The organism is Priestia sp. 3CA3 (assembly GCF_056836725.1).
Genome location: NZ_JBXENJ010000006.1, coordinates 359,552 through 375,099 on the forward strand (window position 1 = coordinate 359,552; position 15,548 = coordinate 375,099).

Annotated in this window: 14 protein-coding genes; all 14 read right to left on the reverse strand. The window is 37.6% G+C overall.

The window, feature by feature from the left end:
- Window positions 1-352: 352 nt before the first annotated feature.
- The gene (gene fabG / locus AC1VNJ_RS18235) at window positions 353-1,114 is read right to left on the reverse strand and encodes a 3-oxoacyl-ACP reductase FabG (protein WP_482641151.1); all 762 of its coding nucleotides are present in this window, start codon (window positions 1,112-1,114) and stop codon (window positions 353-355) included.
- Window positions 1,115-1,130: 16 nt separating this feature from the next.
- On the reverse strand, window positions 1,131-1,535 hold the full coding sequence (locus tag AC1VNJ_RS18240; protein WP_028413725.1) for a PaaI family thioesterase: 405 nt from the start codon (window positions 1,533-1,535) through the stop codon (window positions 1,131-1,133).
- 18 nt (window positions 1,536-1,553) lie between these two features.
- Complete coding sequence (locus AC1VNJ_RS18245) at window positions 1,554-2,336, reverse strand: enoyl-CoA hydratase/isomerase family protein (protein ID WP_051137089.1); 783 nt, start codon at window positions 2,334-2,336, stop codon at window positions 1,554-1,556.
- A gap of 28 nt (window positions 2,337-2,364) precedes the next feature.
- Window positions 2,365-3,528, reverse strand: coding sequence for a thiolase family protein (locus tag AC1VNJ_RS18250; protein ID WP_482641152.1), 1,164 nt, complete (start codon window positions 3,526-3,528; stop codon window positions 2,365-2,367).
- Window positions 3,529-3,550: 22 nt separating this feature from the next.
- The gene (locus AC1VNJ_RS18255) at window positions 3,551-4,738 is read right to left on the reverse strand and encodes a thiolase family protein (RefSeq protein ID WP_482641153.1); all 1,188 of its coding nucleotides are present in this window, start codon (window positions 4,736-4,738) and stop codon (window positions 3,551-3,553) included.
- Between the two features lie 23 nt (window positions 4,739-4,761).
- Entirely contained in the window at window positions 4,762-5,910 is a 1,149-nt protein-coding gene (locus tag AC1VNJ_RS18260; RefSeq protein WP_482641154.1) for an acyl-CoA dehydrogenase family protein, read from the reverse strand.
- A gap of 30 nt (window positions 5,911-5,940) precedes the next feature.
- Window positions 5,941-6,798 carry a 3-hydroxyacyl-CoA dehydrogenase family protein gene (locus AC1VNJ_RS18265; protein WP_028413730.1) on the reverse strand — a complete coding sequence of 286 codons (858 nt, stop codon included), beginning with the start codon at window positions 6,796-6,798 and terminating at the stop codon, window positions 5,941-5,943.
- A gap of 49 nt (window positions 6,799-6,847) precedes the next feature.
- A complete protein-coding gene (locus tag AC1VNJ_RS18270; protein ID WP_034264632.1) occupies window positions 6,848-7,729 on the reverse strand; it encodes a 3-hydroxyacyl-CoA dehydrogenase family protein in 882 nt (293 codons plus the stop codon).
- Window positions 7,719-9,344, reverse strand: coding sequence for a long-chain-fatty-acid--CoA ligase (locus AC1VNJ_RS18275; RefSeq protein WP_034264635.1), 1,626 nt, complete (start codon window positions 9,342-9,344; stop codon window positions 7,719-7,721). Before AC1VNJ_RS18275 ends, AC1VNJ_RS18270 begins: the two co-directional genes overlap by 11 nt.
- 54 nt (window positions 9,345-9,398) lie before the next feature.
- Complete coding sequence (locus AC1VNJ_RS18280) at window positions 9,399-10,547, reverse strand: acyl-CoA dehydrogenase family protein (RefSeq protein WP_028413733.1); 1,149 nt, start codon at window positions 10,545-10,547, stop codon at window positions 9,399-9,401.
- A gap of 369 nt (window positions 10,548-10,916) precedes the next feature.
- Entirely contained in the window at window positions 10,917-12,347 is a 1,431-nt protein-coding gene (locus AC1VNJ_RS18285) for a sigma-54 interaction domain-containing protein (RefSeq protein ID WP_051137090.1), read from the reverse strand.
- A 265-nt stretch (window positions 12,348-12,612) separates the two neighbouring features.
- Window positions 12,613-13,830, reverse strand: coding sequence for an L-2-hydroxyglutarate oxidase (lhgO, locus tag AC1VNJ_RS18290; protein WP_034264638.1), 1,218 nt, complete (start codon window positions 13,828-13,830; stop codon window positions 12,613-12,615).
- A 28-nt stretch (window positions 13,831-13,858) separates the two neighbouring features.
- Complete coding sequence (glaH, locus tag AC1VNJ_RS18295) at window positions 13,859-14,794, reverse strand: glutarate dioxygenase GlaH (protein WP_028413735.1); 936 nt, start codon at window positions 14,792-14,794, stop codon at window positions 13,859-13,861.
- Between the two features lie 225 nt (window positions 14,795-15,019).
- On the reverse strand, window positions 15,020-15,361 hold the full coding sequence (locus AC1VNJ_RS18300) for a DUF3870 domain-containing protein (RefSeq protein ID WP_098112817.1): 342 nt from the start codon (window positions 15,359-15,361) through the stop codon (window positions 15,020-15,022).
- Window positions 15,362-15,548: the final 187 nt, after the last annotated feature.

A 15,548-nucleotide genomic window follows, 5' to 3' on the forward strand; every position in this document is an offset into this window, starting at 1 on the left:
CTCTTTTCTTCATTTTTATTTTTGAACTTTCAGCTAAAACGTTTATCAAATGGTTCAGTGGTACATTTTTTTCTTTTTTTGAAAAAGGATTTGCAGTATTCCTTCAGCTTGCCATAAATGCAAGTTTTATGCCATTCCAAAAGCCTTAATCTCCCCACTCTTATAAGAGAAATATTTATAAAAAATTCAGTAATGCATTAAGTATGTGACCCGTTCCTTTATCTATTGAAACAAGCCGGTGATTCAAAGAAAAATCATAATTCATATTTAAATCAAACGTTCTTTTATAAATCTTATAAAAAAACGATTGGTATTAACAACTCACCAATCATTTGCTCTTACACTACTATTATTAAAATTTTGGCCCTCCGGCTACGTATAAGATTTGACCGTTGACAAAGGAGGATTCTTTTAATGAAAAAAAGAGTGCCGTATTTGCAATATCTTCGGGTTTTCCAGTACGTTGCATGGGAATTTCCTTTTTCTTTTCTTCGATTAACTCTTCAAATTTAAGGCCTAGTCGTTCTGCGGTAGCTTTAGTCATATCAGTTTCAATGAATCCAGGGGCAATTGCATTGACAGTAATACCAAATTTGCCAAGCTCTATTGCCAAAGTTTTAGTAAACCCCTGTATGCCAGCTTTGGCAGTTGCATAATTAGCTTGTCCCTTGTTTCCTAACGCAGACACTGAAGAAATATTTATAATCCTCCCAAATTGCTGCTGGACCATATATTTTTGAGCAGTTTGGCTACAAAAATAGGTTCCTTTTAAATGAACATTCATAATAAGATCCCAATCATCTTCAGTCATTTTATGAAAAGAATTATCTCTCGTTAATCCTGCATTATTAACAAGGATGTCAATGCTCCCTAATGTACGGACTATTTCTTCCATACTGCTCTCTACTTGCTCTCGTTTCGTTACATCACAGACCAAACCTGTTACGTCCAGTCCTTCCATTTGAAATTCCTCTATCGTTTGATAGAGTTCCTGTTCATTAAGATCTACAATACAAACTTTTGCTCCTTCACGAGAAAACGTCTTGGCGATTGCCTTGCCAATTCCTTTACTTCCCCCAGTGATATACGCTACGTTCTCTTTTAATTGACACACTGTTATTCTCCTCTTTTCATTTATCTCGAATCAGCTTGAAAGTACCAATCCCTTTTGCAAGAATATTTCCTTGACCATCCTTAATTTCTCCTTCAGTAAAAGCAAGTTTATATCCTTCCTGCAGCACTTTAGCTTCCGCAAAGATTTCTCCTTGAGATATGCTCGAAAGGTAATGAACAGTTAAATTTGTTGTCACTACCTTTGCTTTTGTTACAGATCGAGTAACCATGCCAAGGATATAATCGAGCATTGTCGCATGAACACCGCCATGAAGGGTTCCATTTATATTAAGTAAATGTTCTTTAATATCTAACTTTATATTCACATTTCCTTCTTCAAATCTAACAATCTCAAACCCTATATGCATAAAGAACGGGTTCTCTTCAAATTTTTCGCGGATATCCTCTACTGTAATTGGCAACTCACGCTTCCTCCTTTCTTATTTTCCTTGATACTCAGGTTTCCGTTTTTCTAGAAACGCTGTTGTTCCTTCTCTTTTATCTTCTGATGAAAAGAGAATAGCTTGAGCAAGCTTTTCAATCATTAACCCCGTTTTCATGTCCACGTCGGACCCTAAATTTACAGCAATCTTAGCTAACTTCACAGCTAACGGGCCTTTTGACAGAATTTGATTGGCGACTTCTTCTACTTTTGCTTCAAGTTCTTCCGGCTTAGCAACTTCTGATACAAGGCCGATTCGAAGGGCCTCATCGGCATCAACCATTTTCCCCATTAAAATTAGCTCCAGTGCTTTTCCTTTCCCTACAATTCTGACTAGGCGCTGGGTTCCTCCAGCACTTGGAATAATTGATAAATTTAGTTCTGGTAAACCAAGCTTGGCACTTGTAGAAGCGACTCGTATATCACAGGACATGGCTAATTCACAGCCTCCTCCCAAAGCATAACCATTAATCATAGCAATAGTTGGCTTCTCAAAACCTTCTATAAGATTGTACACATGCTGCATACCGCTTTGGCTTAACGCATCAAGCACTGTTTTTTCACGCAGCTGACCAATATCAGCTCCCGCTGCAAACGATTTATCTCCTTGCCCCGTAAAAACTAAACAAGCTACCGTTTCATCTTTCTTTATTTCTTCTAAGGCTTCTGTTATTTCTTCTAACGTTTCTTTTGTCAATGCATTTCTCTGCTCAGGACGATTAATTACGATATAAGCAAGCTGTCCTTTTTTCAGCACGTCTATATTTGCAAATGTAATCATATTTACGATACCTCCACTATTGATGATTTTATCGTTCAAGTATTAAAGCAATGCCTTGCCCTCCACCGATGCAGGCTGCTACGAGTGCGCGTTTTGCATCCCGTCTTTTCATTTCATACACCAGTTTTGTAATTAACATAGCCCCAGTTGCTGCAATAGGGTGACCATGAGCAATTGCTCCTCCATTTACATTTACTTTTTTCATATTCATAGATAGCTCTCTATTACAAGCAAGTACCTGAGCAGCAAACGCCTCATTAAATTCAATTAAATCGAAATCTTCAAGAGACAAGCCTGCTTTTTGAAGCACTTTTTGAACAGCTGGCACTGGCCCAATCCCCATCATATTTGGATCTACTCCTGCAACGGCCCACTCTTTTACTTTCGCTAATACTTCTATGCCCTCTTCGTTTGCACGATTTTCGGACATAAGTACAACTGCTGACGCTCCATCATTAACACCAGAGGAGTTTCCTGCCGTTACACTTCCTTCTTTTTTAAAGGCGGGAGAAAGTTTTGATAAATCTTCTATGGTCGTACTCGGACGAACGTGTTCGTCATGATTAAATAAATAAGATTCTCCTTTTCTATTCGTAATATTAATAGGTACAATTTGTTCTTTAAAGTATCCGCTGTTTATCGCGTTGGTCATTTTTTGCTGACTTTCTAAAGCAAATAAATCTTGTTCTTCTCTCGTTACTTCGTACTTTTCAGCCAAGTTTTCCGCAGTAATCCCCATAGAAGGATCTCCAATATGATTCGGAGAAAGTTTTCGCTTTATAAATTGAGGTGGCATTCGATCGTAAGGTCTGCTTTGTGGTGCAAGTAAGTATGGTGAACGTGACATACTTTCTGTTCCACCCGCAAGAAAGATCTCTCCATTTCCTGCTCGAATTTGATCAGCGGCAAGACCTATACTGTTAATTCCTGAACCGCATTGACGATCAATGGTCATACCAGGAATTGCTAGAGGCAAATCGGCTTCGAGTAACGTTAACCTTGCCATATTTCCTCCTCCAGCCAGACAATTTCCAAAGATGACATCATCAATATCTGTTGATTGAATACAAGCACGTTCGATTGCTTCTTTCATGACAGCAGCGCCGTAAACGGTGGGATCTATATTAGCAAGAGTTCCTCCTTGTTTTGCAATGGCGGTTCGAACCGCTGATACGATAACAGGCTGTTTCATAAAATCCTCTCCTTATTAACATTTAAAGAATGGTTTCAATCATGATTGCCATACCTTGTCCTCCACCTACACAAAGAGTAGCAATTCCATATCTCTCCTGTCTCCGGATCATCTCATGAAGTAAAGTGGTTACTATACGAGCGCCTGTTGCTCCAACAGGATGACCAAGAGCAATTGCCCCTCCGTTGACGTTCACTTTATTTACGTCTAAATTAAGCTCTCGAATAACAGCTAAAGCTTGAGAAGCAAATGCTTCATTCAGCTCAAAAAGCCCAATGTCTTCTACTTTTTTTCCAGTCCTTTGTAATAATTTTTTTACAGCTGGAACAGGACCAATTCCCATAACTTCTGGAGAAACTCCAGCTGCCGCCCAATCGACAATTCTTACTAGAGGTTTAAGCTCTAAGCGCTCAGCTTCTCTTCTTTTCATTAAAACTAATGAAGAAGCTCCGTCATTTCGTCCACAAGTATTACCAGCTGTAACAGTTCCATTTTCTTTAAAAGCAGGCTTTAAATTCGATAGCTGTTCAATTGTCGTTTGAGGGCGAGGGTGTTCGTCTCGATCAACTGTAACAGTGGCTTTTCTTTGTTGGATCTTAACTGGAATGATTTCATCTTTAAATGCCCCATTTTTTATAGCTTTGGCAGCTTTTTGTTGACTTTCTACTGCAAAACCATCCTGATCTTCTTTTGAAATATGGTACCTTTCAGCTACATTTTCCGCTGTAACTCCCATACCTAGATGCTGACCATATATCTCCTGAGGCTGCTGACCATTTTCTGTATTTGAATCTACTAAAGTAGATCTGTCTCCTCCAAAACGTGTATTTCTTAAATAAAGAGGTGCACGACTCATACTTTCTGTTCCGCCTGCCACCACAACTGTTGCTTGATTTGAGTGTAGCTGCTGAACAGCTGAGGCGATTGCCTGCATACCTGATGCACATAATCGATTGATGGTAAAAGCTGGTGCAGTATCGGGTATCCCTGCTCTTAGAGCCGCTACTCTGGCAACATTCGATGCTTCTGTTGATTGTCTTACTTCTCCGAAAATAACTTCACTCACTTGTTCCGCCGCGATATTAGCCCTTTTTACAGACTCTTCGATAACAAGACTTGCTAGATGACCGGAGCTGACTTCTTTCAAAGCACCTCCATAACGCCCAATAGGTGTTCTGGTAGCGCTTACAATAACGATTTCTTCTTGCATTTTTTCTCCTCCTTTACTAACCGTTAACTATATTCTTTTTTTAATTGTCCAGCTATAATATTTTTCTGAATCTCAGATGTTCCTTCATATATTCTGGTGATTCTAGCATCTCGGAAAAAGCGTTCAATTGGATAGTCAGCAATATAGCCAATGCCTCCATGAACTTGTACAGCTTTATCTGCAACGCGATTGTATGCTTCTGAACCAAATAGTTTTAGCATAGCCGCTTCTTTGATTACTTTCATTCCTTCATCAACCATCCATGCTACGCGGTATGTAAATGATCGTAACGACTCAACGTCTACAGCCATTTCAGCAAGCATATGTGATACGGCTTGATGTTCAATAATTGGAACATCAAATTGAATTCGTTCTTGTGCATACGCTGCACTTAGATCAAGCAGCTTCTGGCAGGAACCAAGATTGCGTGCTGCTAATCCAGCACGTCCATTTGCTAAAATTTTTAGAGCGTTAACGTATCCTTGACCTTCTGCTCCCAATACATTTTCAACGGGTACTTCACAATCTTCTAAAATAATTTCAGCTGAATGTGAGCCTCTAAGCCCCATCTTCCTCTCTACAGCTCCAACATGAAAACCGGGAAAATCTTTTTCTATAATAAAAGATGTAATGCCTTTTGCCCCTTTATCTGGATCTGTTATGGCCATTACTGTAAACACATCAGCTTCTGTAGCATTTGTAATGTAGTGCTTTGTCCCATTTAAAATATATTTGTCTCCTTTTTTCACAGCAGCTGTTTTTAAATTCGTAGCGTTTGAACCAGCACTAGGCTCTGTTAACGCAAACGCCCCAATTTTTTCACCTCGAGCCATAGCGGGCAAATATCTTTGTTTTTGTTCGTCGTTGCCCATTTCTACAATACCAACTGTACCAATTCCTGTATGTGCTCCAATTAACGTTGTATATCCATTGTGCGTAGCTCCGATCTCCTCGTATAGTGCACACTTTCCAACCATTCCAATTCCAAGCCCTTCGTACTGCTCTGGAATACTTAGTCCAAATAAGCCTAAATCTTTCGACATGTCGATAATTCGCTGCGGAATTTTATCCTCTTGTTCTATCTGCATCGCTACTGCTTCTACTTCTGTTTGTACAAAGTCCCGCACATTTTTTTTCAAAAACTGAATGTCTTCACTTAGACGAAAGTCCATTCTCAACCCTTCTTTCTATTTTCTAATTCGCTACTTTTCATGATCATATTCATAAAATCCTCTTCCAGTTTTCTTACCTAACCTTCCAGCTTTTACATACTTAGTAAGAATAGGACAAGGACGATATGTCTCACCTAGTGTTTTATAGAGATATTCCATATTACGCAGCCTCGTATCTAACCCGACTAAGTCTGCTAGCTCTAAAGGACCCATTGGATGATTTAAACCTAGCTTCATAGCTTTATCAATATCATTAATACTTCCAACACCTTCCATTACCATTTTCATTGCTTCATTTCCTATTAAACAATTCATTCTACTGACTGCGAAGCCTGGGAACTCGTTAATCCTGACACATTCTTTTTTAATTTTCTCTCCAAATTGAAAGCTTTTAGCTACCGTGTCCTCCGATGTTTCTAATCCGCAGATAACTTCAATTAATTTCATTTTGGGAACGGGGTTAAAAAAGTGAAGAGCAATACATTGAGATGGTCTGCTTGTTTGTGCTCCAATTTCTGTTGGACTCATTGTAGAAGTATTTGTCGCCAGAATAGCATGCTTAGGAGCAAATTTATCAAGTTGTTTAAAGATCTTAATCTTTAATTCCATAATTTCAAGAACAGCTTCAATTACTAAATCTGCTTGCTCAGTTGCTTCTTCGAGACTTGTAGTATATAAAATATTTTCAGAATAAGCGTTTGCCTGTTCAACAGTTAGGAGCTCTTTTTCTGAAGCTTTTTGAAATTGTCCAGCTATATATTCTTTACAGGTCTTTAGCATATGAGGATCAATATCATGTACAGCAATTGAAAGTCCGGCTGCCGCACACGTGTAAGCAATCCCTCGTCCCATCGTTCCAGCGCCAATGACACTTACGTGTTGAACCATTGATATCCTCCTTTCTTTGTCTTAAGACAGTTCTTTTTCGTGAGCTTTCTTATGCTTGAACCTTTGCTTGATTGTAAGTGTAAAATCCTTTTCCCGTTTTCCGGCCCAGTTCTCCTTTATGCACTTTGTCTTGCACAATTTGTGCGGGCTTATCAGCTTCATTACCACTTTCTTGATATCGCTGCATCCGAACAAAATAATTTACATCAATTCCTGTTAAATCCATAAGTGAGAAAGGACCAATAGGGTGATTTAGAGCTTTTGTACAAACCAGATCAATTTCTTCGTGATCAGCATATCCATTTTCTAGTAAGTAAACAGCTTCATCCATTAACTTGCCTAAGATACGATTGGCAATAAAACCTGAAATTTCTTTTTTCAAAAGAACCGGTGTTTTTCCAATATTTCTTACAAATTCTACTGCCAATTGAGCTGTTTCTTTTGACGTATGAGGTCCACGCACTACCTCTACAAGTTCCATCACCAGTGCTGGATTAAAAAAGTGAACGTTACACACTTTTTCTGGCCTGCTTGTTACATCAGCAATTTTTGAACTAACAATAGTTGAACTATTTGTTGCTAAGATTGCGTGCTCCGGGACTATTTTATCTAACTTTGCAAAGAGCTCACGCTTAGCATCTAACCGTTCTACGATAGCTTCAATAACCAAGTTTGTGTGATTCAGCTCCTCCAATGATGAAGAAAATATCAATCTGCCGAATGCATTATTTACTTCTTCTTCTGTTAATCTACCTTTGCTTATTTTTCTATTCATATGGCCACGCAAAGACTCTTTTGCCTTTGTAAGACTTTCTTCACTAACGTCGTGCAAAATAACAGAGTATCCACCTAAGGCACATACCATAGCAATCTGTGATCCCATTGCGCCAGATCCAACGACCCCTATTTGTTTAATATCTTTAATTTGCATTTTTATGTTCCTCCTTCTCTTGTTCCTCTTGCACCAATAGTCTTTTTAATAACTTGCCAACCGCATTTCGAGGAAGAGACTCCCTTATTTCAAACTCCTTTGGAACTTTATAACGAGTTAGTTTCATATAACAATGTCCTTTTAATTCTTCTAAATCTACTTGACACTCATCCTTTGGAACAATATATGCCTTTATAACCTCTCCGTTCGATTGATCAGGAATACCAACTACAGCTGCTTCTTTTACAGCCGGATGTTCGTACAAAATACTCTCTACTTCCTGAGGGTAAATATTAAATCCCCCTACAATAACCATTTCTTTTTTTCTTCCAACTATGTAAAAGTAACCTTCTTCATCCATAGTGGCTAAATCTCCCGTTAAAAGCCATCCATCCTGCAAAGAGCGAAGCGTTTCCTTTTCATTATTCCAATAACCTTTCATGACTTGGGGTCCTTTTATGAGTAATTCTCCAACACATCTAGGCGGTAATTCTTGCGCATTATCGTCAATAATCATACAATCTGTTCCAGGCATTGGAATTCCAATACTTCCAATCTTTCTTACGCCATTGGTAGGATTTCGATGCGTAGATGGAGATGCTTCAGAAAGTCCGAAACCTTCTCCAATTATCGCTCCTGTTAAATACTCAAAACGTTTAATAATTTCAATTGGAAGAGGTGCTGATCCACAGGAACACAGTTTTAAGCACTCCAGTCCGTAACTTTCTACTTCGGGATGATTCACAAAAGCATTATACATTTTAGGAACACCTGGGAAAAAAGTTGGACGATATGTTTTTATACACTCCAAAACGTTATCTACTTCAAATTTTTTAAATAGTAGCAGCGTTCCTCCAATATATATCCCTAAATTCATCGCACTTGTCATGGCATATACATGATATAGAGGAGTTGCAGTTAAAATAACTTCTTGTCCTAAGAGCATTTTTTCTCCGTACATACAATAACTTTGGACTACGTTTGCAACCAAATTGTAGTGTGTTAGCATCGCTCCTTTCATTTGTCCTGTTGTTCCTCCTGTGTACTGAATAACAGCTACATCTTGATGTACAGACACAGCAGCAGGTTTATCTAAGGGATGACTAGAGCGTTTTAAATCTTCTAGGCTATGGAACAAATGACCCTGAGTCTTCTTCTGGTCTTGGGATACAAAAATATGCTTGAATTTATAGCTTTCGTATACTTCGCAAACTGCGTTTAATGCACCTGAATCTGTCACAAGATAAGACATTTTGGAATCGCTTACAATTTGGAAGAGTTCTCTTGGCGTATACATTGGATTTACCTGTACAACAATAAGCCCAAGCGCTTGGGCGGCATAATAAGAAATAATGTAATCCGGATGATTGGACAGCATTAAGCCTATTCGCTGCCCTTTGTAAGCGCCCATATCTCTCCAAGAAGCGGCTAAACAATCTACTTGGTGCTTTAATTCACTATACGTAATTCTCTTATGTTCAAAAATAATTGCCGTTTGCTTCCCGTATTGGTTGGCTGTTTTCTCTAAAATAGCGTACAACGAAATTTCTGGAACTCTTAGTTCTTTTTCCTTTACATAAAATGTAGACCAGGGCCGCGTTATTAGATTGCGCAAAAAGCTTTCACCTTCCTCTATGTTTCAGCTTAATACATGTAGATGTATTCTTTTTTAACACTCTTGTAAAACATTTCTAGCAATAATTAAACGTTGAACTTCATTTGTCCCTTCATAAATTTTTGTAATGCGGGCATCTCTATAAAAGCGCTCGACCGGATAGTCTGACACATATCCCATTCCACCATGAATTTGAACAGCTTTATCTGCTACTCTATTAAACACATCAGATGCAAATAATTTCGCCATTGAAGCTTCCTTAACCACTTTTTTTCCTTCATCAATTTTTTGTGCTGCCATCATAGTCAATGTTCTTGCTGCTTCTGTTTCTGTTGCCATATCGGCTAGCATCCATTGAATTGCTTGATTATCAGCAATAGGCTTACCAAACTGAATACGTTCTTTTGCGTAACTCGCCGATAATTCAATTAATTTATCACATGATCCAACTGCTCTAGCTGCTAAGCCTACACGCCCTTCTCCTAATATTTTAAGAGCAGACATATATCCCATTCCTACTTCGCCAATTACATTTTCCTCTGGAATAATACATTCTTCAAAAATAATTTGAGATGTGTAAGAGCCTCTTAGACCCATCTTTTTATCTTTCTTGCCAATAATTAACCCAGGAAAATCTTTTTCTACTAAAAAAGCTGTAATTCCACCTTTTGCTCCTTTTTCTCTATCGGTTAATGCAAATACTGTAAACACATCGGCAATTGGACCATTTGTAATAAAATGTTTTGTGCCATTCATGACCCAATAGTTACCTTTTTTCTCCGCTCTTGTTGCTAAATTAGTTGCATCAGATCCAGCACCGGGTTCTGATAAGGCAAAAGCTCCAATTTTATTTCCAGCTGCCATGTCAGGTAAATACTTATTTTTTAAATACTCTGATGCCAATTTTACAAGACCCGTGCTTCCAATCCCTGTATGAGCACTGATTAATGAAACAAACCCGTTATGTGTTCTTCCTAATTGTTCTAATACAGTGGCTTTTTCTACTGTGTTTAATCCAATTCCACCATATTGTTCTGGTATACTAATCCCAAACAGCCCTAAATCTTTAGCTTTCTCTACTAAGTGTTCCGGGATTGCGTCTTCTTCTTCAATTTGCTGTGCAAATGGTTCCACTTCTTTTTCCACAAAGTTTCGAATCATGCTTTTCATTTGCTGCATTTCTTCTGTTAATGCTACGGTCATTGATCATCTTCCTCTCTAAAAAAGCTTCACTTATATTATCTGCAAGAAGTATGCCAACTACAACAAGCTCTAGTTAATAAGACTTTTTAACAAATAAAAAAATAGGAACATTCAAATTTGAATCAGAACTACGTGTTGAGGAGGTAAATAGCTGTTTTTTCAATTCAACTATGTATCAATTGATTTATTTTTGAATCAGCTGATTTTTTGTATTAAAAAAGAATCCAAAGAACTAATAAGTATCTTTGAATTCTTCGAATTTAGCACATTTTGTCATTTATATGCTATTCTATTACCCCGAAATGAACACGCTTTCATTTTTGAGTGGATTATATACGCTACTGCCCTTATTACCTTTATTTTTTGTTTTTACTCTTTTATTTTTAAATGATATTTTTTAAGCTTCCTTACGATAGTAGGCTGACTAGTGTTTAATGCGTCGGCTATTTCATATGTTGTTTTACATGCTTGGACCGCAAGCGACAGAACTTTTTCCTCAGCTAGCTCTACTGCTTCTTTTAACGTCATTAATTCAGCAAACGCTAAGCTCGAATTTTCGGATTCTCTATATTCTAACGGAAGATCTTGTATTTTTATTTCTTGTTCTTGAGTAGTAAGCACGAGTCTTTCAATAAGGTTAGAGAGTTCCCTAACGTTTCCGGGCCAATTGTAGCGATAAAAAAAATCGTTTAGTTTGACATCAATTCTTTTATCTTTTTTATATCTGTGATTTATCTGAGTTAAAAATAACTGAATGAGAGGCAAGATGTCATCTCTTCTTTCTTTTAAAGAGGGAATAGATATAGGGATGACATTTAATCGATAATACAAATCTTCACGAAACTCACCGTTAAGCACCATTTCTTTTAAGTTTCTGTTCGTCGCCGCTATAATACGTACGTTCACTTTTTTCGTTTTAGTTGCCCCGACTCGGCGTATTTCTTTTTCTTGCAGTGTTCTTAAGAGCTTAACCTGCAATTCAAATGATAATTCTCCTACTTCATCGAGAAAAAGTATGCCGTTATCTGCCAGCTCAAACATCCCTGGTTTCCCTTTAGCATTCGCTCCTGTAAACGCTCCGCTTTCATACCCAAATAATTCTGATTCTAACAGGTTAGACGGAATAGCTCCGCAGTTAAGCTTAATAAAATTCCCTTGCTTCGCTCTCGTACTTTTGCTATAAATAAATTTAGCCAATACATCTTTTCCTACACCTGTCTCACCTAGAATCAATACTGTGGCATCTACATCTGCAATACGCTCAGCCATTTCATAAATGAGCTTCATTTGATGATTTGTAATAATAACATCTTCTTCTTTCTTTGTTGAACTCTTTAATTTTTCAATCTCTTGTTTATAACTATTATTTAGCTCATTTGCTTTTTTTAAAGCTGTTTGGAGCTCATTTAATTCAGACAGGTCTCTAATATTTGTGACTACTTTTTCTATTTCCCCCTCATCATTCATGACTGGATTACCAGTAATAAGAGTTTCTTTTCCTGAATAATTGTATTGAATGGTAGAAACAGAACGCTTTTGTTTCAACACTTTATGTGTAACCGAACTTTTTAAAATGCCTCTCTTCATAAGAGCATCTACGTTTTTACCTACATAATATTCTTTTGGAATACCTGTAATCCTTTCAATTGCAGAGTTTGTCTTTAAGGTAACTCCATTTTTATCAGTGATATAGATAACGTCGTACGAGCTCTCAATAATTGCTTCTAATTCACGGTTTAGTGTTTTTAACTTTTTCAGTTCTTGCGTGACTTGTTCTAATTTTGATAACTCGGTGCTCATGCAAATCCCACCCTTTTTATTAGCAACAAAGTTTCGACAAACTTATTAGTATTTCTCCTTATTTCTCCAAAAGTTTTCAAATTCCTGCAGTAAAGAGCTCCTCTTCTTCTACAAACTTGCCTAACACCTTTGGTTCGAAGTGAACTTATTATTTTTTTAAATACGCTTTCCTCATTATGTAATACAGTTTAGAGGTGTCTCTACTAAACATAAATAACGCAAAGCCCATTGTTAAAACCTGAGCTCTACGTTATTGAGACAAATACTATGAAGGAATAAAAATTTGTGGATTGATTTCAATTTCTGGTACTTTATTAGCAATGGCTTTTCCAATTGGAAGGCACGCTGTAGCTGCTGGAGATGGCGCATTGCATACATGAATACTGCGTTTACTTGAGACAATATAAAAATCATCCACTAACGTTCCATCGGACTTAAGTGCCTGCGCTCTTACACCTGAAGAAGCAGGCACAAGATCTTCTCCTTGAATAGACGGAATAAGATCTTGCAGACTTTTGACAAAAGCTTTTTTACTATAAGAGCGCCACATTTCCTTGGCGCCTTCTTGCCAATACTTAGAGGCAAGTTTCCAAAACCCTTTATATTTCATAACTTCGGAAAAGTCCTTCATATTAATATCCGTCTTTTTGTACCCTTCTCTTTTGAAGCTTAGCACAGCGTTCGGGCCAGCTTCTACTCCGCCTCCAATCATTCTTGTAAAATGGACACCTAGAAATGGGAAATCAGGATTAGGAACGGGATATATAAGATTTTTGACAAGATGGTGTTTTTCAGGTTTTAGTTCGTAATATTCTCCTCGGAACGGAATAATCTGCAAATCTATTTCGACCCCAGCTCTTTTTGTTACTCGATCACTATGCAGTCCTGTACAATTCACTACATAGTTTGCAGTAAATGTTTTATTTTCTGTTATAATCTCGACGTTATCATCATGCTCCAGAACTTTTTTGACTTCCGTTTCTAAATTCAGCTCTGCTCCGCGTGTTCTTAAATAATCTACCATCTTTTCACAAACCTGTTTATAATTAATAATCCCGGCTTGTGGTACTTTTATTGCTTTTATTCCTTTAACATACGGTTCTTCTTCCTGTAGTTGTTCTCTGCCTATAGTTGAAATGTCAAGTCCATTTGCTAAGCCGCGTTGAAACAAATTTTCTAGTAGTGGCAACTCCGATTGTTTAGTCGCCACAATTACTTTTCCACATTGATCATAACTCACTCCATGCTCTTGACAAAACTGAATGATTTGACGGCTACCTTCTCTTGCAAATTTCGCCTTTAGGCTCCCGGGTTTATAATAAATTCCTGAATGGATAACGCCGCTGTTATTTCCAGTTTGATGTTTAGCCCAACTACTTTCCTTTTCCAGCACTGCAAGGCGAGCGTGAGGGAAACGTTTACTTAGCGAGAAAGCCGTTGATAACCCCACGATGCCCCCTCCAATAATAACAATGTCTTTCATCCTTTCCCTCCTCATATACGAATCTATTTTAGACTTTTGCAAAGTAGCCTCTTTGTCTTAACAGCTCACGATGTAGATTTGAATTTTTTTCAAATGGTGCTCTTCCATGGAGCCAAAAACGATTGTTAATCATCACTACATCCCCTACTGGAAGGGGCAAGGCAATGGTAGCCGAGCTGTTTTCCATTGAATCAGAAAGATCTTTTAAATACGCTGCTTGTTCTAACGTAGCCGGATAAGCAAATTGGTCAATGAAACAAATACAAGGTTCCCCATTCTGTTCATAGAATGTTTGGTTATAAACATTTTGGCTGACATTTTTACTTGAAGGCGCTCTGTATTCTATACGGCAAGTGGCTAATGGGTGGTTTGCAAATTTCCCTAGGTCTTCCCAATCGTCTAAGTGAAGTAATCTTGATTCTCCACCCACTGCATTTTCTTCGGCAAATTTCATCATTAATAACCAGTCCGTTGGCTCATCGACAAATGTACCATCTGTATGCAATGTAAATAAACGATAAGCCTGCCTTAAATATGAATCACTGCTATCCGTATCTTTTACAGTAAATCTTGCGTAGTAGGTGTTAGACATGGCATCAAAATTAACTCCTCCTACTAAATGAGTAAGCGCTGTAGAAAATTTGACGTAATCTTGATCACTCGTAGTTTGATTCTGCATACCAATTGTAAAACCTCCTGATGTTCGATCATGTAAAATAGCGCGTATCTTCTCAACAAACGTTTTGCCCGCTACGTTTTGCAAGCGCTCAGCTAGTACTAATCTCATATAGGGTACATACTCTAACTGCTGTGTATTTACATCTTGATTCTCTTCTAAAAATGCACCTATTACTTCGTTATTCATTTCAATTGAATACAGGCGCTGGTGATGGCAGTGTTCTTTTACCTCAAATGTATCGTATTTTCCTATGAAAGACTTTGTTCCCTCTTGAGTCACATTCATGTTTTCTCCTCCTTTTTAATCAAAGCAATAAAAATAGCCAGTAATATCATCTCTGCGCATACATATGCATAGAGAAATAATATTACTGGCTACGGTCTACTGATGGCTTCTGGTATGAAGTCCGATAGACTTAACAGTTAATTTAAGATGCTAGTAGAATAATAAATTACTGACCACGAAAGGGTAACCTTTCTAGGAGTAATTTGATAGTTCTAGTTTACAAAGTTAATGCTTATTTGTCAATTTAATTTTTGAAAATTCTAATTTTTCATTTAAATTAATTTGATTGTACTGTTTGTAAGCATCTTTTACTGCAGCAACTAATGCAGATTGAGCCTTGCCATAATAATGTTCTTCAATTTCTTTTATAATAGCTTCTAGACCATCTAACAAACTGTGTCCTTTTAGTAATTGGTCCAAAAACTTTTGTGCATGCTCAGTGGCAAGCGTACAGGACGCATTTAAAATGACCCAATACTTTAAATCTGTTTCTAATGTAACTGTTAAAGTCTGATGGATATCACTGGCTGCCATCCCTTGCGGAAGCTTGGCGTGACCAGCTAGCATTACTGTTTTTTTCAAAATGAAACCTCCTTGTTATCCTGTTTAAGCCTGAAATATGTAAGCTGGAACAATTTAATTAATCTATATAAGGATTCTCCATTAGCTTGAAAAGCCCTTTGTCCCTAAGTCTTTTTATTTTTACCATTCGTTTATCGAAGATCTTGGGATCGGCTTTGGATATTCATCATTT

Excerpts from the sequence above, each read along its gene's own strand:
- AC1VNJ_RS18270 (WP_034264632.1), bottom strand. The coding sequence starts at position 7,729 with ATGCAAATTAAAGATATTAAACAAATAGGGGTCGTTGGATCTGGCGCA.
- AC1VNJ_RS18250 (WP_482641152.1), bottom strand. The coding sequence starts at position 3,528 with ATGAAACAGCCTGTTATCGTATCAGCGGTTCGAACCGCCATTGCAAAA.
- AC1VNJ_RS18255 (WP_482641153.1), bottom strand. The coding sequence starts at position 4,738 with ATGCAAGAAGAAATCGTTATTGTAAGCGCTACCAGAACACCTATTGGG.
- glaH (WP_028413735.1), bottom strand. The coding sequence starts at position 14,794 with ATGAATGTGACTCAAGAGGGAACAAAGTCTTTCATAGGAAAATACGAT.
- AC1VNJ_RS18280 (WP_028413733.1), bottom strand. The coding sequence starts at position 10,547 with ATGACCGTAGCATTAACAGAAGAAATGCAGCAAATGAAAAGCATGATT.
- AC1VNJ_RS18245 (WP_051137089.1), bottom strand. The coding sequence starts at position 2,336 with ATGATTACATTTGCAAATATAGACGTGCTGAAAAAAGGACAGCTTGCT.
- AC1VNJ_RS18260 (WP_482641154.1), bottom strand. The coding sequence starts at position 5,910 with ATGGACTTTCGTCTAAGTGAAGACATTCAGTTTTTGAAAAAAAATGTG.
- lhgO (WP_034264638.1), bottom strand. The coding sequence starts at position 13,830 with ATGAAAGACATTGTTATTATTGGAGGGGGCATCGTGGGGTTATCAACG.
- AC1VNJ_RS18265 (WP_028413730.1), bottom strand. The coding sequence starts at position 6,798 with ATGGTTCAACACGTAAGTGTCATTGGCGCTGGAACGATGGGACGAGGG.
- AC1VNJ_RS18300 (WP_098112817.1), bottom strand. The coding sequence starts at position 15,361 with ATGCTAGCTGGTCACGCCAAGCTTCCGCAAGGGATGGCAGCCAGTGAT.
- AC1VNJ_RS18285 (WP_051137090.1), bottom strand. The coding sequence starts at position 12,347 with ATGAGCACCGAGTTATCAAAATTAGAACAAGTCACGCAAGAACTGAAA.